This window comes from Chryseobacterium sp. A301 (assembly GCF_054489425.1).
On record NZ_JBTMWY010000002.1, the window covers coordinates 372,964 to 398,759 of the forward strand.

The following is a 25,796-nucleotide window of genomic DNA, read 5'->3' on the forward strand; positions in this document are numbered from 1 at the left end:
TGAAAAACTGTTGCTTTTAGCAGCAGTTTTTTTTATCTTTCATGTTCATTAAAAAATCTATAATGCATAAATTAAATCTGAGCATCGTGGCTTTGCTTATTGGAGGCATATCCCTTAATGCTCAAACACTTAAATCACCAAACGGAGAGTTTGAAATGAATTTCAAGCTGAAAGAAGGTGTGCCTTATTACCATTTAAAATACAAAGGGGAGACGGTCGTTGAAGATTCAAAATTAGGACTCAGACTTTTCGATGACAAAGGAATTGAATTTGCAAGTGCAATTGATAAGAATTCTTCTAGTCCCACGGACCTTCTAAGTGGCTTCGAGAAAACGGCAGAAAAAACGGATTCGAAAAACGAAGTATGGAAGCCTATTCTTGGAGAGAAAAAGGAGTATGTGAACCATTACAATGAACTTGCCGTTACGCTGGATCAACCTGCAAACAAACGCCACATCGTGGTAAAGTTTAGACTTTTTAACGACGGACTCGGATTCCGTTATGAGTTTCCAGAACAGGAAAATCTAAATTATTTCCGTCTAAAAGAAGAAGACAGTGAGTTCGACCTTCCGTGGGATACCAAAACGTGGTGGATTACGGGAGATTACGATTCTCAAGAATACAAATACATGACCACCAAACTCTCAGAGATTCCAGCTCGTTGGGCGACTTCTTTTGATAGCAATGCGTCACAAAAACCGGTGGAAAACTCGGTTCAGTCTCCGGTCATGTTGAAAAAAGAAGGAAAAAATCCACTTTATTTAAACATTGCTGAAGCTGCGGTGATCAACTATGCCGCTTCCCATTTGGAAGTAGACGCAAATGAATTTAAATTCAAAACCCATTTAACTCCAGATGCGCAAGGCGTCAAAGGGTATTTACAGACCCCGGCTGTTTCTCCTTGGAGAACGGTGATTGTCTCGGATAAAGCAGAAGAGGTTTTAGAATCGAAAATGCTTTTCAATTTAAACGAACCTACCTCGTATACCGATACCTCTTATATCAAACCTACGAAGTACATGGGTGTATGGTGGGAAATGATTATTGGAAAGTCCAACTGGGCGTATTCCACGGCTAAAAATGTTCATTTAGGTAAAACCGATTTCTCTAAATTGACGCCGAATGGCAACCATGCAGCCAACACCACGAAAGTGAAAGAGTACATTGATTTTGCTTCCAAACATGGATTTGATGCCCTTTTGATTGAAGGTTGGAACGAAGGATGGGAAGATTGGTTTGGAAATTCTAAAGAATATGTTTTTGATTTCATTACTCCTTATCCTGATTTTGACATTGACGAGCTTAATTCGTATGCCCATAAAAAAGGCATGAAGCTTATGATGCACCATGAAACTTCAGGTTCCGCTACGAATTATGAACGTTGGGCAGACAAGGCTTTCGCCCTTATGAACAAATACGATTATCCTTCTGTGAAAACAGGGTACGTGGGCGATATTATTCCACGTGGAGAGCATCATTATTCTCAATGGACCAACAATCATTACATTCGAATTGCGGAGAAGGCAAACGAATATAAAATCATGGTGAATTCACACGAAAGTGTACGCCCTTCGGGACAAAGCCGTACCTATCCGAACTGGGTGGCTGCTGAGGCTGCTCGAGGAACTGAGTATGAGGCTTTCGGTGGAAACGATCCTGAGCACCAAACCATTTTGCCGTTCACTCGTTTCATGGGAGGGCCGATGGATTACACGCCAGGAATCTTCCAAACGCAACTTAATTACTATTTTCCAAACGATTCCCGTTTTGTAAAAACCACGTTGGCCAAGCAATTAGCACTTTATGTGGTGATGTATTCTCCCCTACAAATGGCAGCGGATTTACCGGAAAATTATGAAAGACACCTCGATGCATTCCAGTTTATAAAAGATGTAGCTGCGGATTGGGACGATACGAAAATTCTATCGGCAGAGCCGGGAGATTATATCCACACGGCTAGAAAAACCAAAGGAAAAGACCAGTGGTTTGTCGGAGGGGTAACAGACGAAAACGCAAGAACCTTCACTGTGGATTTCTCTTTTCTTCCTAAGAACAAGAAATACGAAGCGGTTATCTACAAGGATGGAAAAGATGCGGATTACATTACGAATCCCCAAAGCTATGAGATTGTGAAAAAAACAGTCACAAGCAAGACAAAACTTCCTATTCATTTGGTGAGAAGTGGCGGATATGCCATTTCTGTGAATCCGATTCAATAAATTCCATTTTGCAATGAAAGGCGCCGTAAGTAGCGTCTTTCATTTTTTAATTCCGATTTAGATTATGAAAAAATTATCCCTCCTTTTTCTTTTGCTTTCCTGTAGCCTTACCCTGGCTCAACTCAAAAAAGTGGAACCCGCTTTTTGGTGGAAGGGCATGGAAAACACAGACCTGCAGATTCTCCTTTATGGCCCTTCCATAGCGAACCAAACCCTTGAACTTTCAGGCGGTTTAAAACCAAAAGCGGTTGAGAAAGTCGAAAACCCTAACTACCTATTTGTCACAATTGATACAAAAGAGGTTAAAGGAGAGGACTTTAAGATTACCTTGAAAGAAAACGGGAAAGTAAAAAGTACGTACAATTACGAACTGAAGACCCGAAAAGAAGGCTCAAAAATGCGCAAATCCTATACCTCTGCAGATGTGATGTATTTGATTATGCCGGATCGATTCGCAAATGGCGATCCTTCCAACGATTCGCAAAAGGATTTGATTGAAAAAAGCAATCGCAATGCTCCTGGCGGACGTCACGGTGGGGATTTAAAAGGCATTCTAAACCAACTCGATTATTTAGAAAACCTAGGCGTGAGCGCCCTTTGGCTGACGCCTGTGAATCAGGACAATGAGAAAGGGTATTCTTACCATGGATACGCTCAAACGGACCTTTATAAGATTGACGCTCGCTACGGGAGTAACGAGGAGTACAAAAAACTCTCTCAGGAACTTAACAAACGCGGGATGATGCTCATTCAGGATTACGTGACCAACCACTGGGGAATTTCTCATTGGATGATTCAAGACCTACCGGAACAAACTTGGATTCATCAGTTTAAAGACGGAGAAGGACGCTATGGATTTAAGCGTTCCAACTACCGAATTACCTCTCAAATGGATGGGAACGCATCGGAAGTGGACCGCAATGGGGCTCTCAACGGGTGGTTTGATACCACAATGCCCGATTTAAATCAAGCAAACCCCCGATTGCTAACTTATTTGACGCAGAATGCCATTTGGTGGATCGAATATGCAGAACTAGGAGGACTTCGAGTGGATACCTATCCCTACAATAACAAAGAAGCGATGGCGAACTGGGCAAAAGCTCTCACGGACGAATATCCAAACCTTAACATTGTAGGAGAGGCCTGGATGCAATCGCCAGCGCACATTGCGTATTGGCAGAAGGATTCCAAAGTAGGGGAAATTGACCAGTACAATTCCTATTTACCCTCCGTAATGGATTTCGCTCTTTATACAGAGCTGCCTTCTGCTTTGAAAGGACCGGCGTCATGGGACAAAGGAATGATGCAGATTTACAATTCCTTAAGCAATGATTTTCTTTATCCCGATGTAAATAACCTTTTGGTCTTTTTTGAAAACCACGATACGGAAAGACTTAATGAAATTTTCGGTGGAGATCCCGCCTATTATAAACTTGCCTTAAGTCTCATTTCAACCGTTCGAGGAATTCCTCAAATTTACTACGGTTCTGAAATAGGGATGCGCGGAGAAAAATCAAAAGGAGATGCGGACATTCGTCGTGATTTCCCTGGCGGATGGGCGAGCGATACGCAAAATGCCTTTACGGAATCTACACAGACACCCGAGCAAAAGGAATACTACGCATTTACCAAAAAGCTTCTCAATTGGCGTAAATCCGCCGAGGTGATTCATTCCGGAAAAACCACGCATTATATGCCTACGGAAGAGGTTTATGTCTATTTCCGGTATACGGATAACAAGAAAGTAATGGTGGTACTAAATAACAACGAAAAACCTGTCGATTTATCCTTAGCGCGCTTTAAGGAAAGTCTCGAGGGGATTCGTAGCGGAAAGGATGTGCTTTCTGAAAAAACCTTCTCCATTTCTCCTGATCAAACCCTTACGGCCCCTGCTAAAAACGCGCTTATATTAGAACTAAACTAGAGCTTATGAAACCCTTTTGTTTTATCCTTATCCTTTTTCTAAGTTCCACGCTTAGCGCTCAGTCTTCTATAAGTAAAGAAGCACAAAAAGAAAAAGAAGTGGGAGTCCTTTTGGACCGCTTTCATAAAATGGCAGCAGAGGCGAATTTTCAGGAGTACTTTAAACTCTTTGCTAAGGACTCTGAGTTTATCGGTACAGACGCCCTAGAAACCTGGAACAAAGAGGAATTTATGGCCTATGCGAAGCCTTATTTTGATAAGGGCAGAGGATGGAGCTATTTTCCCCTTAAACGAACGATACACCTAAGTGAAGATTCCACGTGGGCTTGGTTTAGTGAGGTGCTCGAGAGTCACTATGGGCTCTGCCGAGGTTCAGGGGTCTTGGAATGGCAACAGGGGGAGTGGAAACTTCGTCAGTATGTGCTTAGTTTGACCGTGCCTAATTCGGTGGCCGATCAAGTGGTGGAAATAAAATCGTCACAAGAAGCGCTGCAAAAGGAAAAACTTAAGTAAATTTGACTTCCTTAGTCAATGATAATAATTAGTCTTTATGTCCAAATCTATAAAACCAAACCTGTCCCTTGCTCAGATTATTAACATGAGTATGGGATTCTTAGGAATCCAAATGGCCTTCGGCCTTCAAAATGGAAATGCCAGTCGTATTCTACAAAGCTTTGGTGCGGATGTGCACCATTTGTCCTGGTTCTGGCTAGTCGCTCCGATTACGGGCTTAATTGTTCAACCCATCATTGGCCATATGGGCGACCATACTTGGAGCGAAAAATGGGGCAGACGCAAACCCTATTTCTTAATAGGAGCCATTTTGACTGCCGTAGGACTTGTCTTACTTCCTAATTCCGCTTCTGTAGGGGTGTTTTTAGCAGCAGGAGTGCTGCTTTTTGCGGTTCTCTTCCTCGCACTAATGGATGCATCCATTAACGTGGCGATGGAACCCTTTAGAGCTTTGGTAGGCGATATGCTTCCCAAGCACCAAGGAACCATTGGCTTTTCGGTTCAAACCATTTTGATTGGAATTGGTGCTGTGATTGGCTCTAACATGCCCTTATGGTTAACAAAACTGGGGGTTTCCAATGTCGCTGCAGAAGGATTTGTTCCTAATTCTGTAATCTACTCCTTTTATGTAGGAGCGGTTATTCTCATTCTTACCATTCTCTATACCATTTTTACCACAAAAGAATACTCCCCAAAGGAGTTCGCTTCCTTTTCGAAAGAGGTTGAGGTTTCGCTGGAAAAACCTAAATTTTCAGATATCGTGAAGGATTTTACAAAAATTCCTCCTCTCATGAGAAAACTTGGACTCGTTCAGTTCTTTTCCTGGTTTGCGCTCTTTACGATGTGGGTTTATACGACAAGTTCCATTGCCACTCATCATTTTGGGCTTTCGCCCTCTGATGCCTCGTCTGCCGAGTTTAATGAGGCTGGGAATTTAGTAGGGGTACTCTTTGGGTATTACAATCTATTTGCCATTGGATTTGCTTTTTTACTCACTCCACTGGCAAGGAAAATTGGGAAGAAGCAAACCCATGCCCTTGCCCTGTTTTTTGGAGGATTAGGACTTATCTCCATGTATTTCATTAAAGACCCAGGGTATTTGTGGATTTCCATGATTGGGATCGGGTTTGCTTGGGCAAGTATTTTGGCTATGCCTTACTCGATGCTTATTCATGCCATTCCGCAGCACAAAATGGGTGTGTATATGGGAATCTTCAATTTTTTCATTGTCCTTCCTCAGATCGTGAACGGAATTATTGGTGGACCGATTGTGAGCTCGTTTTTTGGAAACCATACCATGGGCTATCTAATGGTGGGAGGGATTGCGATGTTCGTTGCCGCCGCTTGTTCCTTAAGCTTAAAAGGAGTAGGAAAGGAAGGGGAAATTGAGAATTCTGTAGAGCTTTCCTAAGAGAAAAAGCTCCCTTTTTTCGTACTCATAAGATTTGTTAAACTCCGGTATTTCTTTGGTTTTGAGTGAAATCGGTCGTAACTTTCCTATGTTCCTTTCGATAAGACAATCCCTTGTTTTAGGGGGTCTGGGAGGGGAAGTAGATAGAGTTTAACAATTAAAATCAAAGGTATGAGTTTATTAGGTGGAAAAGTAGCGCTTGTGACGGGCGCAGCCTCTGGAATTGGAAAAGCAATTGCAGAAATTTACGCCAAAAACGGTGCGAAAGTAGTGGTCTCTGACATTGATTCCAGAAGTGGAGAGACCTTTGTGGAAGAATTAAAGGCCCAAGGGGCTGAGGCCTTATTTGTGAAGGCCAACACGGCGGACGCAGGTGAGGTTGAGCAGCTTGTTGAAAAAACAGTGCAACATTTTGGTCGTCTTGATATTGCTTGCAACAATGCGGGAATCGGTGGCGAACTAAACCCTACAGGGGATTTGAGTTTAGAGGGTTGGAAAAAAGTCATTGACATCAATCTAAACGGTGTGTTTTACGGAACTAAATTCCAGATTAATCAGATGCTTAAGAACGGAGGAGGAGCCATTGTGAACATGGGATCCATCCATAGTATTACGGGTGTTTTGGGATCGAGCGCTTATGCAGCGGCTAAGCATGGAGTCTTAGGCCTTACCCGAAGCGCAGGTTCTGAATATGCCTCGAAAAATATTCGAATTAATGCAGTGGGCCCAGGGTACATTGATACGCCGCTTTTGGATTCTCTAGATTCACAGACCAAAGCCCTGCTCGTAGAGAAGCATCCTCTAGGTCGTTTAGGGAATGCGCAGGAAGTGGCCCAATTTGTACTGTTTTTAAGTTCCGATCTTGCCACGAACATCAATGCAGGGTATTATGCAATTGACGGCGGGTATACCGCTCTTTAAAGCTTAAATCACATTCTCAGGAAAGGCTTTTGCCTTCTCCGGAGAATGTGATTTTTAGATTCTTTTATATCTTTAAAGAAATTCACTGGTATTTTTCAATAAACTCCTTTAAGGTCGGAAGTTCACTTTTTTCAATCGGTTTTCTCGAAGTAAGTAGCGTGATTGTATCGTGGGCTTTAAGTAGGTCTAAAAAGGGAAGAGAATTAGGATTCGCTTCTAACTCCTCCCGGTATAGCATCGAGAACTCTTCATAAGAAACTTCCTCCTTATGGTAGGACTGCCTTAAGGCGGTCGTAGGAGAAATTTCTTTGGCCCAGTAATCAATTTGGGCATCGGATTTTTTGAGGCCTCGAGGCCACAATCGATCCGCCAGCACCCGAAACTCATCCTGCGGTTCGACATCGTCATAGGTTCGTTTGGTTCTTATTTTCATTTTTTCTTACCCTTAGCGGTTTTCTTTACGAAAGTTACGATTTTGATTTTAAAAGGGGGGATTACGACCGTGCTTTCTTATCGTAGGTCAATGCACCGCAGGGATCTAATGCGCATCTTTGCAGTACCAAATTAACCTATATACATACATAATGAAATCAACAATTTTTAAAGCAGACTCTAGAGGAATGGCTGACCACGGATGGCTTAAGAGTTTTCATACGTTCAGTTTTGCGAATTACTACAATCCAGAGAGAATGAGTTTTGGCGCTTTGCGCGTACTCAATGACGATACCGTAACTCAAGGGATGGGTTTTGGAACTCACCCGCACCGCGATATGGAAATTATTTCCATTCCTTTAGAAGGAGATCTTGAGCACAAAGACTCGATGGGAACCAAGGCGGTTATTCGCAAAGGTGAAATTCAGGTGATGAGTGCCGGGACGGGAATAATGCACAGTGAGTACAATAAAAATGCAAACCAACCTGTTAAATTCCTTCAAATTTGGATCGTACCTAATAAGATGGGGGTGACTCCTCGATACGATCAAATCAACATTGAGAAAGAGGCAACGCCGAATGAATTTCAACAAATTCTTTCTCCAAGTCCAGAGGACGCGGGGGTTTGGCTTCACCAAGATGCTTGGTTCAATCTTGCAAAATTTTCAAGTGGAACTTCTAGAAAGTACACCTTAAACAAAGAAGGAAACGGCGTTTTTGTCTTTGTGCTCAAAGGAAGTGCGAAGATTGGAGATATCGAACTTTTAGAAAGAGATGCCGTAGGACTAGAATCTTTACTTGATTTTGAATTGGAAGCACTTGTGGATTCAGAAATCCTTCTAATGGAAGTACCTATGCAATTCTAATAGGAGTTAAATCACAAACTAGTGACTAAATAATAAGCCGTCTCGATACGTAATCGGGACGGCTTATTACTTTAGCTTCGCATTAGAGTAGTCTTAAGCCTTCTTTTTTGGAAAAAGCTTTTTTCCAAATCCGAGAACGAGGACCATTAGGGTTCCCGCTACAATCCCCAATAGAAATTGCTTTATCATGGCCGGTATCTCTGGAAAGAGGTGGTGGATAAATTCCACATTGTGATCGAAGATTCCTCCAGAAACAAGCAGTAAGGCAATGGTTCCAATGATACCAAGTGCCTTGATTACGATGGGTAGAGCTTTGACTAAAATTTCACCGAATGTTTTAAAGATTCCTTCGCCCTCCGATCTTTTGATCAGCTTGTAGCCCACATCATCCATTCTGACAATCACAGCCACGATGCCGTACACGCCAAGGGTCGCTATAATGGCAACAACGGAAACCGTGATGATTTGAATCATTAAGGACTGATGTAAGACCGTTCCTAGTGCAATTATGACAATTTCAATCGACAATATAAAGTCTGTAGATACTGCCGATTTGATTTTCGCTTTTTCGTTCTCAGAGTTGCTCGCGTCTTGTTCCTCGATGACCTCCACAGCCTTTTTAGATCGGTGAAAAAGAAACTCTACAATTTTCTCCATTCCTTCGTAGGCAAGATAGAGCCCTCCAAAAATGAGGATCACGGTGATAGCAGGAGGGTAAAGTGCTTGAAGGACAAAAGCAATGGGAACAATAATGAGTTTGTTCACAAAGGATCCTTTCATAATAGAAAGGAGTACAGGCACCTCCCGTGAGGAGAGGAATCCCGTTGCCTTTTCTGCATTGACCGCTAAGTCATCGCCAAGGATTCCTGCGGTTTGTTTGGTTGCTACTTTGGAGGCGACGGCCACGTCGTCCATTAATGCTGCGATATCGTCAAGTATTGCGAAAAATCCGGATGCCATAAATTTGAATATGTGCAAAAATAACTTTTTCTTGGGAAATTAGTTTACAAAACCTCGCAAAACACTTCTAAAATCCAGGGTTCCAAATTCAAAGTGGATTAATTGCCGTAATTATTTTTTAATGAGCCTAAAAACCCTTATTTTCGCAGAAGTAAAATTTAAGAGTTTTGAATCAGTCTCCATGCTATTTTCAGTCGGTGAAATTCCATACGAATGAGTCATGCATATGTGCTGAGTAAAAAATGACGCCGATGGTCTTAGGATAGTCGGCTTTTTTATTTAAGGTACCTGAACACAGGGCAGGTTCAAGAATCCTGATTTTAGATGAATTTAGTAACTTTAATGCGTCCTTTCAAAAAAGCAAAGGCGAGAAAATGAGCATTTAATATGAGCAATACGTACAAATCCGCAGGTGTAGACAAAGAGGAAGGGTATAAAACAGTAGATAAGATTAAGTCTGCAGTCGCAAGTACCCACAATAAAAATGTCCTTAACAATTTAGGAAGTTTTGGAGCGTTTTATGAAATTGCCGGGTATAAAAATCCAGTCTTAGTATCGGGTACCGACGGAGTCGGAACCAAATTAAAAGTGGCCTTAGATACAAAACAGTACAGTTCCATCGGCATTGATTGTTTCGCGATGTGTGCAAACGATATTGTATGCCACGGTGCGAAACCTTTGTTTTTTCTCGATTACCTCGCTTGTGGGAAGCTCGACTCGGAGGTAGCTGCAGAAATTGTCATGGGAATGGTCCATGCTTGCAAAGACAATGAATGTTCCCTAATTGGAGGAGAAACCGCAGAAATGCCAGGTATGTACCAAGTAGGAGACTACGACGTAGCAGGATTCTGTGTAGGGATTGTGGAAAAAGATGAAATTATTGACGGCTCCGCTATTAAGCGTGGGGATAAAATTATTGCCTTGCCGAGTTCAGGATTTCATAGCAATGGGTTTTCACTCGTTCGAAAAGTATTTCCAGACTTCCATGAAACCTTTGAAGGGAAGCCTTTGCATGAGACACTTCTAGTCCCAACCAAACTTTATTACCAATCCATCAAGACCCTTCGCTCTGAACTTGCGTTATGTGGAATCGCTCACATTACCGGTGGGGGACTTATTGAAAACGTACCTCGCATCATTCCAGAAGGATTGTGCGCTCGCATTGAGGAGAATTTGATCCAAGTGCCAAGCGTAATGTTAGAGTTAGAAAAACGAGGCGGAATTGAGCGCCTAGAAATGCACGGTACCTTTAATATGGGAGTGGGCATGGTCGTTGTAGTGGATCCTAGTTTAGAATCGAAGGTGCTTGAACTCCTTCCCGATTCGTACACAATTGGAGACATCACAGAAGGCACTGAAAAAATTGATTTGGTTTTTGGAAACCAAAAGGCATAATGAAAAATATAATCGTACTGGTCTCTGGAGGAGGAACCAATTTAGAGCAAATTCTTAAATGCATTGAAACGGGTGAAATTTCAGGGGCAAGAGTGAGTCGTGTGATTGCGGACCGGGACTGCTACGCATTAAAAAGAGCGGAAAAATGGGGAATAGAATCCTTTATTGTACCGCGCGGAGAAGAACTCAGCGAAAGAGTGAGTGAACTCATTCCTGAAAAGACGGATCTTATTGTATTGGCAGGGTTCTTGTCCATACTGAGCAAAGAATTTTGCGAGCGTTTTGAAAGGCGCATCATCAATCTTCATCCCTCCCTTTTGCCTAGGCATGGAGGCGCAGGTATGTGGGGGCCAAAAGTACATCGGTCTGTCCTAGAATCTGGCGACAAAGAAAGTGGGGCCTCTGTTCATTACGTGAGCCCAGAGGTCGATCTAGGAGAAGTCATTCTACAAGAAGCCTTTGCTCTGGAGCAGGGAGAGACTCCTGAATCTTTGGCTGAGAAAGTACATGCGGTTGAGTACCGAATCTTTCCTTTGGCCATTCAAAAGGTTTTAAACCAAGAACGAAAGTAAAATAGAGAAACTATCTTATTAAAAGTAAATATTGAATCGAATGAAAAAACGCGCGTTATTAAGCGTCTCAGACAAAGGGGGACTCGTAGAGCTTGCTCAATTTCTAGAGGCGAACCAGTACGAACTTATTTCCACAGGAGGAACTTTTAAATTTTTGAGTGAGGCAGGACTTCATCCGATCGGCATTGAAGAGGTGACCGATTTCCCTGAAATGCTAGACGGAAGAGTCAAAACTCTGCATCCTAAAGTTCACGGAGGCCTACTCGCGGTTCGTGACAACAAAGAACATATGCAAACGGTGATCGACCATGAAATTGGTCTGATCGACCTCGTGGTAGTGAATTTGTATCCGTTTTTTCAAAATGTAAACAAGGACATTTCTCTAGCAGAGAAAGTAGAATTTATTGATATTGGAGGTCCCTCTATGCTTCGTTCGGCTGCGAAAAACTTCGACAGTGTGACGGTTTTGACGGACACTGCGGATTACGCAAGGGTAATGGAGCAAATTGCTTCTAAGGGAAATACCACGCAAGACACGAGAAAAGAATTGGCAGGAAAGGTGTTTAATTTAACCTCTGCGTACGATGCAGCCATCGCAAGTATGCTACTGGACGACCCGTCCCCAGCTTATTTAAATGCATCCTATCAAAAAGTAGCCGATCTTCGCTACGGAGAAAACCCTCACCAAGCGGCGGCCTATTATGTGTCGACCTTTGAAAATGGGGCGATGAAAGATTTTAAGCAGTTGGGAGGAAAAGAACTTTCGTTTAACAATCTGCGCGACATGGATCTTTGTTGGAAAGTCGTTCAGGAATTCAAGGACGAGAAAGCGTGCTGCGCCGTAAAACATTCCACTCCTTGCGGGGTGGCTGTAGGAGAGTCGGCAGTGGATACGTATAAGAAAGCCTTTGAATGCGATCCTGTTTCCATTTTTGGAGGGATTGTGGCCATGAATTACAAAGTGGATAAAGCCACAGCAGAGGAACTTAATAAGACCTTTTTAGAAATCGTGATGGCCCCTGAGTTTGACTCAGATGCACTTGAGGTTTTAAATCAAAAGAAAAATTTAAGAGTCATTCAAATTACCAATCCACTTGTGGATCAAAAAACATGGGTGAAGATCGACGGAGGAATGTTAATACAAGACACCGATTCCAGCTTCTCTCAGGATTTAGAGGTAGTGACTGTATTTAAGCCCTCAGAGGAGCAGAAGAAAGCACTTCTTTTTGCTCAAAGAGTGGTTAAGTATGTAAAATCCAATGCGATTGTGGTTTCGAACGGAACCCAGGCCTTAGGCATTGGCGGCGGGCAAGTGAATCGAATCTGGGCGACAGAACAGGCAATCACGAGAGCGAAAGAAAAATTCGACGGAGAACTTGTTTTGGCTTCGGACGCCTTTTTCCCTTTTAGAGATGTCGTAGATTACTGCGCTAAGATGGATATTAAAGCGATGATTCAACCGGGTGGAAGTTTGAGAGATGAAGAAAGCATCGAGGCTGCCAATGAACATAGCATTCCGATGGTGTTTACAAAAATGCGCCACTTTTTGCATTAAGCTTTCCAGATAAAACAACAAAATCCGTAAGTTTGTCTTACGCAAAAATGAATACAATAACACTATGAGAGTACTAATAGTAGGAGAAGGCGGTAGAGAATCTGCCCTCGCAGTAAAATTAAAAGCCGATCCAAGAGTCACCAAAATGTTCTTTGCGAAAGGCAACGCAACGACCGATGCTTTAGGAAAAAACGTTCCTGAATCCAGTGTCGTTGAACTACGAAACTTAGCCATAAAAGAACAAATTGATCTTACGATTGTAGGACCTGAGGCTCCCTTAGTGGAGGGAATTGTGGATGAATTTAGAGCGCACGGATTAGCGATTTTCGGAGCCAAGCAAAGGGCTGCCCATTTGGAAGGAAGCAAGGCTTTCTCTAAGAAATTCATGCAAACCTATGGAATTAAAACAGCCTCCGCTCAAATAGTGGATTCCTATGAAGCTGCGAAAACGGCGATTGAGAAGCATGCGTATCCCCTCGTGATCAAAGCCAGTGGACTTGCCGGAGGGAAAGGTGTTGTAATTTGCGATACTTTGGAAGAAGCGCAAGCAACGATTCATGACTTTATGATCCGTAGAATTTACGGAGATGCAGGAATTCAGCTGGTCATTGAAGAATACCTAGAAGGCTTCGAAGCCTCTATTATTGGTTTTTCCAACGGAAGTAAAATTTTTACTTGCATCCCTGTAAAAGATTACAAAAAAGTGGCAGACGGAGATCGCGGTGCTAACACCGGAGGAATGGGAAGCGTAGCTCCAAGTCCTCAATTTACAGCTCAGCATCAGAAAGACTTTGAAGAGTTAATTCTAGCCCCTACGATGGAGGGATTAAAAGCAGAGCTTTTGGATTTTAAAGGATTTATCTTCTTTGGTCTTATGATCACGAAAAAAGGATGCTATCTTCTAGAATACAACATGCGTATGGGAGATCCAGAAACGCAAGTGATTTTACCCCTTATGGAAAACAAATTACTTGATGTGATCCAGGACTGTCTTGCAGGAAAAGAAGTGGAACTTAAATTCTCTGATAAAAAAGCGGTATGCCTTGTGATGTGTTCAGGGGGCTATCCTCGAAACATTGAGACCGGTTTTGAAATTCACGGGTTAGACCATGTGAAAGACAGCCAAGTTCTTTTTGCAGGGGCAGCGCGTCATGCGGACCGAGTGGTTACCACGGGAGGTCGAGTTTTAAACCTTGTTGCCACAGGAGATACGTATGAGGAAGCAAGAAACAAAGTATATAAAGATGCCTTGCCTGTAAACTTTGATTACGGTTTTTACCGTGAGGACATCGCTAAATTTTAATTTTAAGGATTCTTAGGAGTTCCAATCGAGGGACTCCTAAGGATTCTTCTTTATAAATCACCAACTTTTACCTATGAAAAATGGTATTCTTATTCTGGATTTTGGAAGCCAGTACAATCAGTTAATTGGACGTCGAATCCGGGAGATGGAAGTCTATTCGGAAATTATCCCTTACTATACGCCAATCGAAACCATTCTTGAGAAAAACCCAGTGGGAATTATTCTTTCGGGAGGACCTAGTTCCGTGAATTCAAAAGAAGCGCATTTGATTGACAAGGCTCTTTTCGATGCAGGTATTCCGATTCTTGGAATTTGCTACGGAATGCAGCTTACTACGCACCTTCTAGGAGGGAAAGTAACCAAGGGAGAGAAGGCGGAATATGGGAAAAGTGAGTTCGAAATCATTCGAAGTAGCCCCCTTTTCACAGGCATTTCAAGAAGATCCACTGTGTGGATGAGTCACTTTGATGAAGTAGAAGAGGTGCCAGAAGGATTTGAAATCTCAGGCCGAAGTGGCGTGATTGCCGCGATGGCAAACGAAAAGAAAAACATTTTTGCCATTCAATTTCATCCGGAAGTAACCCATACAGAGGAGGGAGCAAGAATGCTTGAGAACTTTGTTTTTCAAATATGCAAAGCCAAACAGAATTGGAAACTTACGGGCTACATTGAACGCACCATTCAAGACATTAAGCAAAAAGTAGGGGATCAAAAAGTGATTTTAGGTCTTTCGGGAGGAGTCGATTCCTCCGTAGCTGCGGTCCTTATTCACAAAGCGATTGGCGATCAACTTCAATGTATTTTTGTCGATACCGGACTTTTGCGACTAGACGAAGGGAAAAAGGTCATGGAAAACTACGGTGCCCATTTTCAAATGAAGATTGATATGGTGGACGCCTCCGAGCGCTTTTTATCCAAATTGGAAGGCGTTTCGGATCCAGAAGCGAAACGTAAGGTCATTGGAAATGAATTTGTAGCCGTATTCGACGAAGAGGCTAAAAAATTTGAAGGAGCTAGCTTCTTGGCGCAAGGAACCATCTATCCCGATGTCATAGAGAGTCAGTCTGTCAATGGACCTTCCTCGGTCATTAAATCTCACCACAACGTGGGAGGACTACCAGAAGAAATGAAATTACAGCTTTTAGAGCCCCTTCGTGAACTCTTTAAGGACGAAGTAAGGAAAGTAGGTGAGGAGCTCGGCATTCCGCACCATTTGGTGTACCGTCACCCGTTTCCAGGACCGGGATTAGGAATCCGGATTCTTGGGGCTGTCGATTCAGAGAAGGTTTCTATCTTGCAAAAGGCGGATGATATATTTATTGAAGAACTCTACAAAGCAGATCTTTACGAGAAAGTATCTCAGGCCTTTGTGGTGCTTCTTCCGGTGAAATCGGTCGGAGTAATGGGAGACGAACGAACGTATGAATATACCGCGGTCGTTCGCTCTGCAAACACGATTGATTTTATGACGGCAACCTTTAGTAAACTCCCATGGGACTTTTTAGAGAACGTTTCCAACCGAATCATCAACGAAGTAAAAGGAATCAATCGGATTGCGTACGATATCTCGAGCAAACCGCCTGCGACCATTGAATGGGAGTAATTCTGAAACAATAATTTAAAATTAAATAAATCCTTTGAAGTTTTTCGAAGGATTTGTTTTTTTGTCCTCGTAAAGGCGTTTTGAGGTAGGTTTGGTATCAAAATTGAAACCATGATTCGAAACGGAAATAGATGAATCATAGGAAAAAACTTTTCGCCATCGGAGCCCTTATTTTAGGACTTTGTGTCACGCTTATCGGTTGCAAAAAGAAGACGCAAGAGCTCCCGAAACCAGAGCCCAAGAAAGAGACGCCCGTACCAAAAAAGAAAGAAAAGGAATTAATGAACTATACGAGTTTTGTTTTTCCCAAGTCAAAGCATGCAAAAGATTCAGCGATGGCCGTTTTTACCCAAACCTACGACAAATCTCAGCAGCATACCATCTTAGCGTTAAACCGTTTGGATTTAAAAAACAAATGGCGAGCAGACTCGCTTATTATTCCCAAAAGCATAGAGAGTGATTATCTGAAGTACACTCCATTTCCATTAGAAGTGGAACTGTTGAAAAAAGTGGATAAAATAGCTCTGTTTTCATATCCTCTTATGGCCTACGCCCTTTATGAACACGGCAAACTTGTCAAATGGGGCCCCTCCAGTATGGGAACAAAGCGGGCCCCCACCAAAAAGGGGCTTATGTTCACGAATTGGAAGAAAGAAGTGGCCATTAGTACAGTGGACTCTAGCTGGAAACTGCGTTGGAATTTCAATATTCACAATACCCTTGGTATCGGATGGCATCAATATGACTTGCCGGGTTTTCACGCCTCGCACTCGTGCCTTCGTTTGTTAGAAGAAGATGCGAAGTGGATGTACTCATGGGCGGATATGTGGGTGATTACTCCTGACGGATCCGAGGTGGTTGCAAACGGTACGCCTGTGATTGTATATGGAGATACGGATTTTAAGACTAGACCTTGGCTCAACCTTGTGGAGGATCCTGGCTCGAACGAAGTATCCGAGAAGCAATTGGCAGACGAAATCTCCCCCTTTTTAGAGGACATTCTTTCCTCCCAAGAGAATCGACTCAAAGTTCGTGAGGAAAGAGAAGCTAAGATATAGAAAGCAAAGAATTTAAATAAGACTCCATCACTCTCTATAGGGGATGGGGTCTTCCAAATAGAAGAAGATCGTTTGAACCTGGTAGTCTCGCTCAATTTCAAAGGTGATTTTGCGACCCGCTTCGGATTTTAGAACTTCAAAGATTTGTTTAAGGGAATAGGTACTTGCTTTTTTCCCATTGATAGAAAGTATTTTATCTCCTTTTCGAAGGCCTGCGATATAGGCAGGTGAATCGGGGCGAGATCCTGAAATCGAGTACTCAGGTTTTAAAACAAAGCGATATTGAAAAGCAGAGGGAGCGGTATAGACTCGATCCCCACGCGAACTGGAAGTGGGCTTTTGCTGGCTTTCCACTTTAACCAAATCCTCACCCCAAAACATTCCGTCGTGCTTAATGTCGAGTCCACTCATGTTAAAATGAAAAGGATCGGAGAAGAACTTGTTTCTCTTGAGAGAAATCGTTTTTTCAGGGTAATTGAGTACCACGGTAAATCTCCTTAGGGTTTCACTTCCGACGGATCCTTTGCGGTCGGCTACTAATTTTAAATGTTGAATGGAGAACTCATCGGGCATGGCTGTGAGAGGGTAGAGCAGTTCATGGCCTGCTAAAACTAAACGGTGGATGCGACTTCGTTTTCCATAAATGTCTCCACTAAAGCCTCGTCCTAAAAAATCATCGATGTTTGGTCGGTTGTACTCAAACCCCGGAATGACACTTGGGAATAGCCATAGGGCATCACTGTTGCCTAAATCGATCAGCATTTTTGAATCGGTAAGTTCGCGGGTTTGCTCGATGCCTGCCTGCACATACGGCTTGTTTAGTTCAATACTTAAATCGAGGCTCGAGTATCTTCGATTCAATTTTGGAGGATCGCTAGGGTCGTAAAGCGTTATTTTTTTTCGAACGTAATCAATTTTAACCACATGGTCCTTAAAGAAATGGTAGCCTATGATTCCATTGACGGGAATTCCTACATGTGAGGAAAAATTGAATTCTTCGTCTAGAATCAAATAGATCCTATGCCGAAGGTCGACTAAGTTTTCTCCAATTTGTACGCGGTTGTTTACCGCCAGTAAGCCTTCGATTTGGACATTGTCTCCAAGTCCTGAAAATCTCATTTTTTCCACCTGGTTAAAGTCCACATCCTTATTTTCTAAACTAAACAATAGAGTCTCGTTTATGCCCGAATCGAGAAGGAAAGTGAGCTCCACTCCGTTCACGGTCACGGGAATGAAAATAAGGTTGTTAATGAGTTGAAAGGGAATCTCAATTTTGGATTTCCCACCCAATAACTGAAAATGACTTTGCGAAAACAAAGTGCTTGCAAGGAGCAGAAAAAGCAAACGAATCCATTTCATTCTTTGAAATTACAAAATAATTCCAAGGAATGATAGAGTTTTCGTATTATTTACTAGGAACTAGAGAATGGATTTGGAGCAAAGGAGGCTTCCACTTCGGTCCCTAGGCCGTTTCTGATTCTTACTAAAAAAAGCGATTTCATTTTTTGAAATCGCTTCGTTATATAAGTTATAAAAGTTACCTAGGTATCTTAGTAGCGGTAGTATTCTGGTTTGAAGGGTCCCTCTACTTCTACACCAATGTAATCGGCTTGCTCTTTGCTTAAAGTCTCTAGTTCTACTCCTAATTTATCTAGGTGGAGTGCAGCTACTTTTTCGTCTAGATGTTTAGGAAGCATGTAAACCTCGTTTCCATAACGATCGCTATGTAGCCAAAGTTCAATTTGAGCTAGGGTTTGGTTTGTAAATGAATTGCTCATTACAAAACTTGGATGGCCTGTGGCACATCCTAAATTCACCAAACGACCTTCTGCTAAAAGAATTAACTCAGTTCCATCCACATTATAAATGTCTACTTGAGGTTTTACGGTGGATTTTGTGTGTCCGTAGTTTTTGTTTAACCAAGCCATGTCTAATTCATTGTCAAAGTGACCAATGTTACACACGATGGTTTTGTCTTTCATGGCTCTAAAGTGCTCTTCACGAACGATGTTGAAGTTTCCTGTAGTGGTGATCACGATGTCTGCAACCGGAGCTACAGTTTCAAGTCTTTTCACTTCGTATCCGTCCATCGCCGCTTGAAGGGCACAAATAGGATCGATTTCCGTAACCGTCACAATGGATCCCGCTCCACGGAAAGAAGCTGCGGTTCCTTTTCCTACGTCACCGTAGCCACAAACCACGACACGTTTTCCGGCAAGCATGACATCGGTCGCTCTACGAATGGCATCGACAGCCGATTCTCTACATCCGTATTTGTTATCAAATTTAGATTTAGTTACAGAATCGTTCACGTTAATGGCGGGCATGACAAGGGTTCCGTTTTTCATTCTCTCGTAAAGTCTATGAACTCCTGTAGTCGTTTCTTCAGAAAGACCTTTGACTCCTTTAGCTAGCTCAGGATACTGATCGAAAACCATATTGGTTAAATCTCCTCCATCGTCCAAAATAAGGTTTAACGGTTTGCGGTCTTCTCCAAAGAACAAAGTCTGCTCAATACACCAGTTGAAATCTTCTTCGCTTAGGCCTTTCCAAGCATAAACAGGAATTCCAGCAGCAGCAATTGCGGCGGCAGCATGGTCTTGAGTAGAGAAGATATTACAAGAGGACCAAGTCACTTCCGCTCCTAAGGCCACTAGGGTCTCAATTAAAACCGCAGTTTGGATGGTCATGTGTAGACATCCTGCGATGCGAGCTCCTTTTAAAGGCTGCTGCTCACCGTATTCTTTACGAAGAGCCATTAATCCGGGCATCTCTGCCTCTGCCAATTGAATTTCTTTGCGACCCCACTCTGCTAGGGAAATGTCCTTAACTTTGTAAGGGACGTATTTAGTTTCCGTACTCATTATCTCGAATATTTTTTGCAAATTTACGAACTAAATCTCGCGCAGCAAAATATGCCATTTTATCAGGATTTCACCACCGAGGATGCTCAAATTCTTTTTTGGAAGTATGAACCTACCGATGCGTTCGATCTTCCTAGTCTTCTGGGTCGAGAAACTCAACAGCAGGTAGAGAATTACCACCCGAAGAAACGATTGGAATACCTAATGGTGAGACAAATGCTAAAATTAAACCGTCCCGGGCATCGCATTTTATACAAAAGCATAGGACAGCCTTATCTCGATCCAAAAGATGCTTTTGTGTCCATCACCCATTCGTTTCCTTTTGCGGCCTTGGCGATATCGCAAAGGCGTGTAGGGATTGATATTGAACAGATTATGCCTAAAATCAAACGAATTGAGCATAAATTTTTGCACGATTCGGAGATTTCTTGGACTCGAGGGGAGTTTCAAGTGGAATTCTTAACGGTGATTTGGGTGATTAAAGAAGCGCTTTACAAGCTGCATCCGTCCAAATATTGGTCTTTAAAGAAATACTATCGAGTCGAACCGTTTTCCCTTGAGGATTTATCGAAGGTTCGCTGTGAGGTCTTCGATACGCATTTTAAAGACTCGTACATAGCAAGGGTGCAAAAAATAGAGGACTATTATTTTGCCATCATTGAAGAGCACCACGAGCTGAATTTTCCGTTAAAACCCAATGCGCTGTTTTAATTGATTTTCAAATACAATTCAATCGTTTTTTTCTGTTCGTGCGCAACGTCGTAAATAAGTTCTAGAATTTCTTGAATGCTGCTTAACTGCGTTAAGTAGGTGATTTTTTGAGGGTCTCTCAGGTTGTGAAATTCTTTTTCTTGAATTTCAGATTGTCTTTTTTCGAGTAAGGGTTTTACAGGATCTCGGGGTTTAGGATCTTGAACTGGAGTGGGGGCGTGGGCTAAAGAATCTCCCTTTAAAAGCCATTCCGTCATTTCTAGTTCAAACACGATTCGTTTGTGCCAATTCTCAAAATCAATTTCAGAAAACTGAGGCTCCTGCGCCGCGTATTGGGCTAAGGAAGCTGTATAGGCCGTCAGCAGATGTGAGGTGGTCACAAATTGATGCACTTTTTGAAGTTTGTGCTGTTCTTTTTTCGGATCGGAAAGCATTCGCTGAAAATTATCCGAGAGATTTGCAAGGTCAATCATAGCCTCCTTTCGTCTCAATTTGTAGAGGTGAACATTGGTTTGTCCTTTTTTTAGTACGTCGACTACGTTCGAGAAATAAGCTTTGTTGGAGCGACTTAGTTTTTGCATCAAATCTAAATTCTGCGTATGCTCCCAAAGAGGCAAAACAAAATAAGAAACCAAAAAAACGAGTAAAGCTCCAATGGCCGTATCCAAAATACGGTCTTTGAAGATTCCATTTACATTGCCAGGATTTAAAAAATTAAAGGCAATAAAGATGTACACCGTCATAAAGAAGACGGCCCATGAATATTTTCCTTTTAAAAGAGCAAAGCATAAAATCATGCATCCTAGCATAAGGGCAAGTAAAACGCCAGGAGATACCACAAACTGAAGAAGAACATAAGCCGTGATGGCTCCGAGTATGGTGCCGTACAATCTGCGAAGGTTTCGGTGTTTTGTGGCGCTATAGGCAGGACGCATTATCGCAAGAATCGTAATTAAAATCCAGTAGGAGTGTCCAATGCCGAGAAAGGAAAATTGAGAGACTAAATAGCCAAGGACAAGTGCGACCGTAAGACGAATTGAATGCCGAAAGTGAGCCGATTTTAAAGAGAGGTTGTCCCTTAGAATACTAAGTTTTAAAGGAGCTTCTTTCGGCACAAATTTCTCTAAATCCAGACCCGAAGATAAACTCTTGGCAATTTTGGTGTCTTGTTCAAGAACTCGATAAATCGTTTTGATCTGGTCTTTTAATTCTGTAAGTCGTTTTAGAATGAGACGAAGCGCCATGAACTGAGACAGATTCTGGGCGGTCAATTTCTGGTTTCGCAGCTCGAAATACGCGTTATACACCAGATCATGCTCGTGTTCAATGTCGTGGATAGGATGGGTTTTAATTCCACTTTGAAGCGCAAGTCCAATGTTGGTTATTTCCTCAGACAGTCCCATTAAATAATGACGAATGTAGGGGAGGATGTTTTCATCGTGGAACTGCTTTTGAATCTTCTCGTAGTTTTGGTCTGTCGTAAAGAGCTTCTCGTAGAGATCGATCGAATTTAAGAAAACAAGCATAAGTACACGGCTTGTGGTCGTGGATTCGTTCACCATCGTTCGGGTCTTAAAAACAAGTTCTCGGGTTTCCTCCTGCAAATTTTTGATTTCGATCTGTTTGGTAATGACCTCGCTATAGAGCGACTCATAGTTGGGAAGAGGAAGGTAGAATTTGGCTCTAATTTGCAAGTATTCCGCAAGCTGCAAATAGTTTTCTCCAATCATTTGCCCCGCGAGTTTATAGGGTTGAAGTTTGCTCATCACAAGAAAGACGAGCACAAACCATAGACTGCCTAGGGTGTAGATGAGGATGCTTTTTAGTAGGTTCTCCCCAATGAGATGTCCATCGAGGAAGATCGAGAAGACCACAAGGGATAAACTCCCAATGGCCATTAGTCGCTGTCCGTAGATGCCCACAATGGAAAAGGCAAGACCTAGGATTACAATTCCGACGAGTGCAAGAGACGGATGGCTTTTAAAAATAGAGGCAAGTAAGGCTGCTACACTAAAGGCCAAAACGGCTAAAATAAGGGAGTTTCGACGACGGATGAAAGGGCCTGGTTGGTCTGCAAAGCCGATGAAACTCGTGGCAAGTGGGAATAAAAAATAGTCTTTCAAGAGACCAAAGTAGGCCAGAATGAGGCTGGGAATAACGATGGCAAGTGCCATTCTTGTCCCTGCGTAGAGATATTGAGAGAATAAAAATTTTTGTAATTCCGCTTTGTAGTTCACCTAGGCAAATTAAGGATAATTTATCCTATATAAAAATCTCTTGCCGGCTTTTTTCAAAGGAATTTAAGGTTCGAAAAAAGCAGCGGAACTTCCGATCCAAGAGTCCTCTTTTTTGGCAAAGCTCATGCCGGCCATCGGGCTTTTGGTCATGCGTACAAGCGTATCCCACAAAACGGGTCTTTCCTCTTGGGAAGGGCAGAGGTACAGGAGCCTGATTTCCGCTTTTGAAAAGCCTCCGTCTAAATCTTTGAAAAGATCCGCGTACGTTACTTTTTTCTGCAGAATGTAATTTTCAGGATCCCGAATCTCCAAAAGGTCTGCTGGGCTGGGCGTTAAATTCACCCCTGCACCTGCGAAGGAATAAAGGGGTTTTAAAACGAAATCAGAAAGGGATTCGTGCGATGGAAAATCACGAGCAAAGTAGCTCTTGGGAATGTAGCGATCTCTTAGCCTAGGAAGTAAAATTTTAGAAATCATGAAAAACCAGTTGGGGTGGGTCACCCATTCTACGTCTAGTTCCTCTTGGAATTGAAATTCTAGCGGTAACCCCTTATGCTTAGCAAGTTCATCAAAAATCACGCGGTTGTAAATACGTCGAATTGGAATTTTCTCGCCCTTGCTTTCATAGAATAAATTTTTTCCTTCTTTCTTTACTTTCGTGATGCAAATCGTGGGAAAACCAAAATGCTTTTGAGTAAGAGCAAAATCAATATTCGTTTTCTGATTTTCAGGATACATCTCTAAGAGGACAACCTCCCTCGGGTCATGTGGACCCAAAAGTACTGATTTTAAAAGAGCAAGAGGATCTTCTACATCGGTGGATTTTTCTAAACTTTTTAAAAAAGGGTAGGTGCGTTCATAGGCCCCGGTTAACTCGTATTGAAAAGAAAGCAAAGAAGGAAATCCTTGCAACTCAATTAGCTGCGGCTCTAGTTCTCCCTTTTTGTTTTGACAGATTGCAAAGTCAATGGCCAGAAAATGAGAGAATGAATTGCAATTCGGAACTTTGAGCTCTTCGGGTATCGCCTGCTCGAGCGATTCCTTAGAGAAATGCTTGATCTGAGCTAAGATCGACTCACAGGTGGACCTTAATTGGTCCTTAAATGAAAGGGGTAGAAATATGGGGGTTTCCGAAATTCGAAAAGAAGCAGACTGCTTCGCACGTTGTTGAAGTTCCTCTAGCACGCGCGCCTCAGATTCCTTGCTGTAGGCGGAATTGAATCTATTTCGTAAGTGCTCAATCATTTTTCAGCAAGTTTAGGAATCGTAGTGGCTTTCCGATTCTTTCGTTAAGTCTTTGATACTATCACTTAAAAACTGGGGCAAAAGTGTGCTTTGGGTGAGTTTGATTTTATCGGGATCCTGTGCCTGCTCAAGAGTCAGGTCTAATTTTTCCTGTCCGAAATTTTCAATCATGGCCTTTCTGTTTTCTTGATCCTTTAAAACCTCGAGTATCGCTTTATCCTCGGCTTCTGGATGAAACTGCGTCCCTACAATATGAGGGGAGAATCGAGCCGCCATCACAGCGCGTTCGAAATCGACGTGGGGACGAATCTTTTCCAGGGCAAGGATTTCAACTCCCCGTGCTTCTAGAACAGGGTAGTTCGGTTCAATAAATTGATAGCCTCTGGAATCAACTGCATAAAAAGGATCAGGTAGGTAAGCGAAAAGGGGCTCTTTGTCTCCCTTTTCTGTTTTGTGTACAGGCATGATTCCAAAGCCATAAGAATGTCTTTTGCTGATCGTTCCTAGTTCCCAATGCAAAATGGCCAATTGGAAGGAGTAGCAAATTAAAAAGAGAAACTTTTTCGTTTTCTGGTTTTGGTTGTGATTCCAAATCTCATCTAAAAACTGAAAATAAGGAGCCTCCCAAGCTTCTCCACTTGGATGTGGACTTCCAGGTCCACCTGAAGAGAGGAAGATGTCAAAATCCTCTACGCGAGGTAGCTGCTTTTCGACTCGTACTTCAAAAGTTTCTACTTGAATCTCCCGAGAACAGGACAACTCAAATTTTTGAATGAGGTCTACTACGTTTTTGATCCCTTGGTTAGGGATTTGGTTGTTTAAATCAAGCAGGGCGATTCTTATGGGTTTCATCTGTACGGGATTGCAAGGTTCTACTCGGTACTTGAAATGGGGATGTCTAGGGGCGTGGGAATGCCAATCTGGGTTTCTTCAATCATATAATCCACCACTTTTTTTAAATCGTTTGTCTCTTTATACACCTGCAAGATTCGATCGGCTCCTGTTCCATGCCTGAGAATTTCTCGAGCGTACTCAACCTCCTCTCTAGAACCGAGTTCATCAACGACATCGTCGATGAATTCTAAAAGTTCCTCTAGAAGCAGTTCGTAAGGAACGGCGGATTCCTTCCCAAAGTCAATGAGTTCGCTGTGAATTCCTTCTTTAGCAGCGCGCCATTTGTTTTCACTTATGAGCAGACGGCGGTAGGTTCGAAAGGTAATATTCTGCTGATGCAGTTTGTAAAGCTTTACGGTGAGGGCCTGCATGATGGCGGCCAAACAAACCGTTTCCTCCACACGAAGGGGCATATCGCAAATGCGAAATTCAATGGTAGGATAAACGGGATGAACTCTTAAATCCCACCATATTTTTTTTGCGTTATCGATGGCTCCCGTTTTTATCATGAGTTCAATGTACTCATCAAGTTCTGCGATAGAGTGGAAATAACTGGGTATCCCGGTTCTGGGAAATTTTGCGAAGACTTCTTGTCGATAGGATTTAAAGCCTGTATTTCTGCCAATCCAAAACGGAGAGCTTGTGGACAGAGCATAAATGTGCGGTAGAAAGTACCGCATTGCATTTTGGATTTTGAGCCCTTCGCTTCGGGAAGGTATACCGATGTGCACATGCAGCCCGAAAATCAGGTTGCTTCGCGCCACATCGCCCATGTCTTCCACAATCTTATCGTAACGAACCTGACTTGTAATGGTGCTAGCTCGCCATTGTGAAAAGGGATGGGTTCCGCCTCCGCAAACTCGTAAATCTTGTTCGTAAGCAGTTTTAATAAGCTTATAGCGTAAATCGTAGAGTTCTGCTTTGGCCTGTTTTATACCTTCACAAATGCCGGTTTCCATTTCTACGACGGATTCGTGCATCTCGTGTTTTAGGTGCTCTTGCAGAGTGGCCTTTCCACCCTCAATGATTTTTGAGACATGAGAAATCAGATCTCGACTTTCTTTGTCAATGATCTGGTACTCTTCTTCTATGCCAATGGTAAAGGTATGCATGC

The 25,796-nt window shown here is 42.6% G+C and carries 21 protein-coding genes; 13 read left to right on the forward strand and 8 right to left on the reverse strand.

The window, feature by feature from the left end; all coding sequences use genetic code 11:
• Positions 1-62: 62 nt before the first annotated feature.
• The 5 genes from ACX3PU_RS05025 to ACX3PU_RS05045 all read left to right on the forward strand — a co-directional run bounded on the left by ACX3PU_RS05025 (position 63) and on the right by ACX3PU_RS05045 (position 6,987).
• The gene (locus ACX3PU_RS05025) at positions 63-2,219 is read left to right on the forward strand and encodes a glycoside hydrolase family 97 protein (protein WP_459083823.1); all 2,157 of its coding nucleotides are present in this window, start codon (positions 63-65) and stop codon (positions 2,217-2,219) included.
• Positions 2,220-2,283: 64 nt separating this feature from the next.
• The gene (locus tag ACX3PU_RS05030; protein WP_459083824.1) at positions 2,284-4,143 is read left to right on the forward strand and encodes a glycoside hydrolase family 13 protein; all 1,860 of its coding nucleotides are present in this window, start codon (positions 2,284-2,286) and stop codon (positions 4,141-4,143) included.
• A 5-nt stretch (positions 4,144-4,148) separates the two neighbouring features.
• Positions 4,149-4,655: a nuclear transport factor 2 family protein gene (locus ACX3PU_RS05035; protein WP_459083825.1), complete on the forward strand. Its 507-nt coding sequence runs from the start codon at positions 4,149-4,151 to the stop codon at positions 4,653-4,655.
• Between the two features lie 37 nt (positions 4,656-4,692).
• Positions 4,693-6,066: an MFS transporter gene (locus tag ACX3PU_RS05040; protein WP_459083826.1), complete on the forward strand. Its 1,374-nt coding sequence runs from the start codon at positions 4,693-4,695 to the stop codon at positions 6,064-6,066.
• Between the two features lie 171 nt (positions 6,067-6,237).
• Positions 6,238-6,987 carry an SDR family NAD(P)-dependent oxidoreductase gene (locus ACX3PU_RS05045; RefSeq protein WP_459083827.1) on the forward strand — a complete coding sequence of 250 codons (750 nt, stop codon included), beginning with the start codon at positions 6,238-6,240 and terminating at the stop codon, positions 6,985-6,987.
• 82 nt (positions 6,988-7,069) lie between these two features.
• Here the strand turns inward: ACX3PU_RS05045 and ACX3PU_RS05050 are convergent, their stop codons facing one another.
• A complete protein-coding gene (locus ACX3PU_RS05050) occupies positions 7,070-7,420 on the reverse strand; it encodes a DUF488 domain-containing protein (protein WP_459083828.1) in 351 nt (116 codons plus the stop codon).
• A 151-nt stretch (positions 7,421-7,571) separates the two neighbouring features.
• Here ACX3PU_RS05050 and ACX3PU_RS05055 point away from each other — a divergent pair, with 151 nt between their 5' ends.
• Entirely contained in the window at positions 7,572-8,285 is a 714-nt protein-coding gene (locus tag ACX3PU_RS05055; RefSeq protein ID WP_459083829.1) for a pirin family protein, read from the forward strand.
• 93 nt (positions 8,286-8,378) lie between these two features.
• On the opposite strand, the gene ACX3PU_RS05060 is transcribed toward ACX3PU_RS05055, so the two are convergent.
• Positions 8,379-9,245, reverse strand: coding sequence for a DUF808 domain-containing protein (locus ACX3PU_RS05060; protein WP_459083830.1), 867 nt, complete (start codon positions 9,243-9,245; stop codon positions 8,379-8,381).
• Between the two features lie 387 nt (positions 9,246-9,632).
• Between ACX3PU_RS05060 and purM the strand changes: the two genes are divergently transcribed.
• From purM to ACX3PU_RS05090, 6 genes are all read left to right on the forward strand, one after another.
• Positions 9,633-10,640: a phosphoribosylformylglycinamidine cyclo-ligase gene (gene purM, locus ACX3PU_RS05065; protein ID WP_459083831.1), complete on the forward strand. Its 1,008-nt coding sequence runs from the start codon at positions 9,633-9,635 to the stop codon at positions 10,638-10,640.
• Positions 10,640-11,212, forward strand: coding sequence for a phosphoribosylglycinamide formyltransferase (purN, locus tag ACX3PU_RS05070; RefSeq protein WP_459083832.1), 573 nt, complete (start codon positions 10,640-10,642; stop codon positions 11,210-11,212). The genes purM and purN overlap by 1 nt, the downstream gene beginning before the upstream one ends.
• A 40-nt stretch (positions 11,213-11,252) precedes the next feature.
• The gene (gene purH, locus ACX3PU_RS05075; RefSeq protein ID WP_459083833.1) at positions 11,253-12,767 is read left to right on the forward strand and encodes a bifunctional phosphoribosylaminoimidazolecarboxamide formyltransferase/IMP cyclohydrolase; all 1,515 of its coding nucleotides are present in this window, start codon (positions 11,253-11,255) and stop codon (positions 12,765-12,767) included.
• A gap of 64 nt (positions 12,768-12,831) precedes the next feature.
• Complete coding sequence (gene purD / locus ACX3PU_RS05080) at positions 12,832-14,070, forward strand: phosphoribosylamine--glycine ligase (protein ID WP_459083834.1); 1,239 nt, start codon at positions 12,832-12,834, stop codon at positions 14,068-14,070.
• A gap of 73 nt (positions 14,071-14,143) precedes the next feature.
• Positions 14,144-15,673: a glutamine-hydrolyzing GMP synthase gene (gene guaA, locus ACX3PU_RS05085; protein ID WP_459083835.1), complete on the forward strand. Its 1,530-nt coding sequence runs from the start codon at positions 14,144-14,146 to the stop codon at positions 15,671-15,673.
• A gap of 131 nt (positions 15,674-15,804) precedes the next feature.
• A complete protein-coding gene (locus tag ACX3PU_RS05090) occupies positions 15,805-16,731 on the forward strand; it encodes a L,D-transpeptidase (RefSeq protein ID WP_459083836.1) in 927 nt (308 codons plus the stop codon).
• Between the two features lie 27 nt (positions 16,732-16,758).
• Here ACX3PU_RS05090 and ACX3PU_RS05095 read toward each other — a convergent pair whose 3' ends face one another.
• Positions 16,759-18,090, reverse strand: coding sequence for a PDZ domain-containing protein (locus ACX3PU_RS05095; RefSeq protein WP_459083837.1), 1,332 nt, complete (start codon positions 18,088-18,090; stop codon positions 16,759-16,761).
• A 191-nt stretch (positions 18,091-18,281) separates the two neighbouring features.
• Positions 18,282-19,595 (reverse strand): adenosylhomocysteinase, encoded by a 1,314-nt coding sequence (gene ahcY, locus ACX3PU_RS05100; protein ID WP_459083838.1) that lies wholly within the window; start codon positions 19,593-19,595, stop codon positions 18,282-18,284.
• Positions 19,596-19,646: 51 nt separating this feature from the next.
• Here ahcY and ACX3PU_RS05105 point away from each other — a divergent pair, with 51 nt between their 5' ends.
• Complete coding sequence (locus tag ACX3PU_RS05105) at positions 19,647-20,306, forward strand: 4'-phosphopantetheinyl transferase family protein (protein WP_459083839.1); 660 nt, start codon at positions 19,647-19,649, stop codon at positions 20,304-20,306.
• Here ACX3PU_RS05105 and ACX3PU_RS05110 read toward each other — a convergent pair.
• From ACX3PU_RS05110 to ACX3PU_RS05125, 4 genes are all read right to left on the reverse strand, one after another.
• A complete protein-coding gene (locus tag ACX3PU_RS05110; RefSeq protein ID WP_459083840.1) occupies positions 20,303-22,543 on the reverse strand; it encodes an FUSC family protein in 2,241 nt (746 codons plus the stop codon). The genes ACX3PU_RS05105 and ACX3PU_RS05110 overlap by 4 nt on opposite strands.
• Before the next feature lie 63 nt (positions 22,544-22,606).
• Positions 22,607-23,788, reverse strand: a complete 1,182-nt coding sequence (locus tag ACX3PU_RS05115; protein ID WP_459083841.1) for a hypothetical protein — start codon at positions 23,786-23,788, stop codon at positions 22,607-22,609.
• 12 nt (positions 23,789-23,800) lie between these two features.
• Positions 23,801-24,640, reverse strand: coding sequence for a type 1 glutamine amidotransferase (locus tag ACX3PU_RS05120; RefSeq protein ID WP_459083843.1), 840 nt, complete (start codon positions 24,638-24,640; stop codon positions 23,801-23,803).
• A 20-nt stretch (positions 24,641-24,660) separates the two neighbouring features.
• Positions 24,661-25,794 (reverse strand): carboxylate-amine ligase, encoded by a 1,134-nt coding sequence (locus ACX3PU_RS05125; RefSeq protein ID WP_459083844.1) that lies wholly within the window; start codon positions 25,792-25,794, stop codon positions 24,661-24,663.
• Between the last annotated feature and the right edge of the window lie 2 nt (positions 25,795-25,796).

Bases quoted from the DNA above. Each gene is read 5' to 3' on its own strand.
- ACX3PU_RS05025 (WP_459083823.1), top strand. From the start codon at position 63: ATGCATAAATTAAATCTGAGCATCGTGGCTTTGCTTATTGGAGGCATA.
- ACX3PU_RS05030 (WP_459083824.1), top strand. From the start codon at position 2,284: ATGAAAAAATTATCCCTCCTTTTTCTTTTGCTTTCCTGTAGCCTTACC.
- ACX3PU_RS05035 (WP_459083825.1), top strand. From the start codon at position 4,149: ATGAAACCCTTTTGTTTTATCCTTATCCTTTTTCTAAGTTCCACGCTT.
- ACX3PU_RS05040 (WP_459083826.1), top strand. From the start codon at position 4,693: ATGTCCAAATCTATAAAACCAAACCTGTCCCTTGCTCAGATTATTAAC.
- ACX3PU_RS05045 (WP_459083827.1), top strand. From the start codon at position 6,238: ATGAGTTTATTAGGTGGAAAAGTAGCGCTTGTGACGGGCGCAGCCTCT.
- ACX3PU_RS05050 (WP_459083828.1), bottom strand. From the start codon at position 7,420: ATGAAAATAAGAACCAAACGAACCTATGACGATGTCGAACCGCAGGAT.
- ACX3PU_RS05055 (WP_459083829.1), top strand. From the start codon at position 7,572: ATGAAATCAACAATTTTTAAAGCAGACTCTAGAGGAATGGCTGACCAC.
- ACX3PU_RS05060 (WP_459083830.1), bottom strand. From the start codon at position 9,245: ATGGCATCCGGATTTTTCGCAATACTTGACGATATCGCAGCATTAATG.
- purM (WP_459083831.1), top strand. From the start codon at position 9,633: ATGAGCAATACGTACAAATCCGCAGGTGTAGACAAAGAGGAAGGGTAT.
- purN (WP_459083832.1), top strand. From the start codon at position 10,640: ATGAAAAATATAATCGTACTGGTCTCTGGAGGAGGAACCAATTTAGAG.
- purH (WP_459083833.1), top strand. From the start codon at position 11,253: ATGAAAAAACGCGCGTTATTAAGCGTCTCAGACAAAGGGGGACTCGTA.
- purD (WP_459083834.1), top strand. From the start codon at position 12,832: ATGAGAGTACTAATAGTAGGAGAAGGCGGTAGAGAATCTGCCCTCGCA.
- guaA (WP_459083835.1), top strand. From the start codon at position 14,144: ATGAAAAATGGTATTCTTATTCTGGATTTTGGAAGCCAGTACAATCAG.
- ACX3PU_RS05090 (WP_459083836.1), top strand. From the start codon at position 15,805: ATGAATCATAGGAAAAAACTTTTCGCCATCGGAGCCCTTATTTTAGGA.
- ACX3PU_RS05095 (WP_459083837.1), bottom strand. From the start codon at position 18,090: ATGAAATGGATTCGTTTGCTTTTTCTGCTCCTTGCAAGCACTTTGTTT.
- ahcY (WP_459083838.1), bottom strand. From the start codon at position 19,595: ATGAGTACGGAAACTAAATACGTCCCTTACAAAGTTAAGGACATTTCC.
- ACX3PU_RS05105 (WP_459083839.1), top strand. From the start codon at position 19,647: ATGCCATTTTATCAGGATTTCACCACCGAGGATGCTCAAATTCTTTTT.
- ACX3PU_RS05115 (WP_459083841.1), bottom strand. From the start codon at position 23,788: ATGATTGAGCACTTACGAAATAGATTCAATTCCGCCTACAGCAAGGAA.
- ACX3PU_RS05120 (WP_459083843.1), bottom strand. From the start codon at position 24,640: ATGAAACCCATAAGAATCGCCCTGCTTGATTTAAACAACCAAATCCCT.
- ACX3PU_RS05125 (WP_459083844.1), bottom strand. From the start codon at position 25,794: ATGCATACCTTTACCATTGGCATAGAAGAAGAGTACCAGATCATTGAC.